Below are 3,042 nucleotides of genomic sequence, written 5' to 3'. Positions count from 1 at the left end.
GTGCTGCGCGGCCGCCCCGCCCCGCGCCCCGCCGACGTGCGTCGCGGGCCGGCCGCATCCACAATCGATGGATGCTCGTTAGCCGCACGGGGGGACGACGCGAAGGACGACACACGATGCAGACGACCGACGCCCCCGCCCCGGCCGCCGTCGACTGGGACCACCCGGCCGACCCCCCGGCCGGCCTGCGCCTGGCGCACGTGCGCGCCTACGTCGACTCCTCGGGCGCCGACGGGCATCTCTGGCGCGGGGTGCCGACCCTGCTGCTGACCACGGTCGACCGGATCTCCGGCCGGGCCGTGCGCACCCCGCTGATCTACGGGAGGGACGGCGCCCGGCACATCGTCCTGGCGACCGCCGCGGAGGGCCCCGGGGGCATCCCCTCCTGGTACCGGAACCTCGGCGCCCGTCCCGAGGTCCGCGTCCAGGTCGGCGCCCTGACCGCGCAGGCCCGCGCGCGCACGGCGAGCCCGGAGGAGCGGGAGATGTACTGGGAGGTCATGACCGCCCTGTGGCCCGCCTTCGAGGACCACCAGGCGGCGGCCGCGCCCCGGCAGATCCCGCTGGTCATCATCGAACGCTGACCCGGCGAACGGTGGCCGTCAGGGGGTCAGGACCGTCAGATCGATGTCCGCCGCGAAGGGGACCGGCACCTTGAGCCGTGCGCGATGGATACCCGTGGCCACGTAGGAACGGGTGAGCGAGTCGAGCTCGTACACGTGCACGGCCGGTGCGCCCTGCTCGTCCTCGACGCGCCAGAAGTGGGGGATGCCGGCCTGGGCGTACTTGAACGGCTTGATGCTCCTGTCCCGGTCGGCGGACTCGTCGGAGACGACCTCCACCACCAGGGCGACTTCCTCTGGCAGGTAGCGCGTACGGTCGGGGTCGTACCCGACCGTGGCGACCAGGACGTCCGGCTCCGGGCGGCTACTCCTGTCCAGGCGGACGGTCATCTCCCGCTCGACCTCGAAGCCCTGGGGGGCGGCCTGCCGCAGGGCGAAGGTCAGGTTCTCCACGAGACGGGAGTGCCAGGACCGCTGCGGGGACATCATGAAGATCAACGCACCGTCGATGAGCTCGGTGTGCCGGGGTGCCTGGGGCAGGTGGTCGAGGTCGTCCGCCTCCCACCCGCTGGGGCGGGGGGGAAACATCCATTCCGGGAACTCTGCGGCCACGATGTCCTCCTTGGGGTGCCCTGGCCAGCGTATCCAGCCATGGCGTCGCGGACAGCCAGGGTCGGAGCGAATCCTCCCCCGGTCCCGCGACCGCACCCGCCCTCGCCGGACCGTTCCGGACGGTATCCGGTCCCTGTGACAACGCCGGAAGACACCGGTCCCGAGGGGCTTTCGCCCCCACCCTCGGGGCCGTAGGTCCACAGTCCGCCGGAGGGCGCGTTTATGCCGTTTTAACCGTGTTACAACTGGAACATCGCGCTGCAAATAGCGCAATTCCCAACGCTGTTGCCCAGCCCACACAAGCGCTGCCTGCCTTGGCAACACACCCCGTTTCCTCTGGAGGAAGCACGTGAGTACAGCCGAGCAGACGGCCCCGTCTGCCAAGAAGAACTCCGCCGCGATGGCGGTCATGCAGCGCCTCGGCCGCAGCCTCATGCTGCCGATCGCCGTGCTGCCGGCCGCCGCGCTGCTGATGCGCTTCGGCCAGGGCGACATGCTGGGCAGCAAGTCGCTGCCGAGCTGGTGCAACGAGATAGCCAAGTACATGGCCGCCGGCGGCGGCGCCATCTTCGACAACCTGGCGCTGCTCTTCGCGGTGGGCATCGCGGTCGGCTACGCGAAGAAGGCCGACGGCTCCACCGGCCTCGCCGCCGTCGCGGGCTACCTGGTCTTCGCCAAGGTGCTGGGCACCTTCACCGACGGCAACGTGCCGAAGATCGAGGCGGTCGTCGACCACAAGGTCGCCCTGGTCGAGGCCCCCGTCAACGCCGGCGTCCTCGGCGGTGTGGTCATGGGCATCGTCGTCGCGCTGCTGTACCAGAAGTTCTACCGGACCAAGCTGCCCGACTGGGCGGGCTTCTTCGGCGGCCGCCGCCTCGTCCCGATCCTGTCCTCCCTCGCGGGTCTGGTCATCGGCATCGTCATGGGCCTGATCTGGCCGGTGCTCGGCAAGGGCATCCACGGCTTCGGCGAGTGGCTGGTCAACTCCGGCGCCGTCGGCGCGGGCATCTTCGGTGTCGCCAACCGTGCGCTGATCCCGGTCGGCATGCACCACCTGCTGAACTCCTTCCCGTGGTTCCAGGCGGGCGAGTTCGACGGCAAGCACGGCGACATCGCCCGCTTCCTCGCCGGCGACCCGACGGCCGGACAGTTCATGACCGGCTTCTTCCCGATCATGATGTTCGCCCTCCCGGCGGCCTGCCTCGCGATCGTCCACTGCGCCCGCCCCGAGCGCCGCAAGGTCGTCGGCGGCATGATGTTCTCCCTCGCGCTCACCGCCTTCGTCACGGGCATCACCGAGCCGATCGAGTTCACCTTCATGTTCATCGCCCCGGTGCTCTACGCGATCCACGCGGTCCTGACCGGTGTCTCGATGGCCCTCACCTGGGCGCTCGGCATGAAGGACGGGTTCGGCTTCTCGGCCGGCGCGATCGACTTCTTCCTCAACCTGGGCATCGCCTCCAACCCGTGGGGCCTGGCCGGCATCGGCCTCTGCTTCGCGGTCGTCTACTACTGCGTGTTCCGCTTCGCGATCACCAAGTGGAACCTCCCCACCCCGGGCCGCGAGTCCGACGAGGAGCTCGCCGAGATCCTGAAGGCCGAGGCGAAGTAACCATGACCGCGCAGAGCACTCCCGGCCGGGGAATGCCTTGCGGGGAGCGGCGGGACCTGATCGCCGGCACGGCGAGCGCCAAGGGCCACGTATGGGTCGCGGACCTCGTACGGGAGCTGGGCGTCAGCCGGATGACGATCCACCGGGACCTCCGGGAACTGGACGCCCAGGGCCGGATCCGCCGGATCCGCTCCGGAGCGGCCGCCGCCAACTGAGCACCACCCCGTGAACGGGGGCGGGGGGGGGGGGGGGGGG

The 3,042-nt window shown here is 70.5% G+C and carries 4 protein-coding genes; 3 read left to right on the top strand and 1 reads right to left on the bottom strand.

Features of this window, described 5'->3' with window-relative positions; all coding sequences use genetic code 11:
* Positions 1 to 116 precede the first annotated feature (116 nt).
* Complete coding sequence (locus tag ACWGDE_RS37770) at positions 117 to 584, top strand: nitroreductase/quinone reductase family protein (protein ID WP_453393606.1); 468 nt, start codon at positions 117 to 119, stop codon at positions 582 to 584.
* Between the two features lie 18 nt (positions 585 to 602).
* Here ACWGDE_RS37770 and ACWGDE_RS37765 read toward each other — a convergent pair whose 3' ends face one another.
* Positions 603 to 1,151, bottom strand: a complete 549-nt coding sequence (locus ACWGDE_RS37765) for a Uma2 family endonuclease (protein ID WP_453393608.1) — start codon at positions 1,149 to 1,151, stop codon at positions 603 to 605.
* A 424-nt stretch (positions 1,152 to 1,575) separates the two neighbouring features.
* Here ACWGDE_RS37765 and ACWGDE_RS37760 point away from each other — a divergent pair, with 424 nt between their 5' ends.
* Positions 1,576 to 2,787, top strand: coding sequence for a PTS transporter subunit EIIC (locus ACWGDE_RS37760; RefSeq protein WP_453393607.1), 1,212 nt, complete (start codon positions 1,576 to 1,578; stop codon positions 2,785 to 2,787).
* 2 nt (positions 2,788 to 2,789) lie between these two features.
* A complete protein-coding gene (locus tag ACWGDE_RS37755; RefSeq protein ID WP_453393605.1) occupies positions 2,790 to 3,002 on the top strand; it encodes a DeoR family transcriptional regulator in 213 nt (70 codons plus the stop codon).
* Positions 3,003 to 3,042: the final 40 nt, after the last annotated feature.

The sequence above is a fragment of the Streptomyces sp. NPDC054956 genome (genome assembly GCF_053609185.1).
The sequence above is the reverse complement of the archived record's forward strand: the minus strand, read 5'-3'. Positions and strand labels throughout refer to the sequence as shown.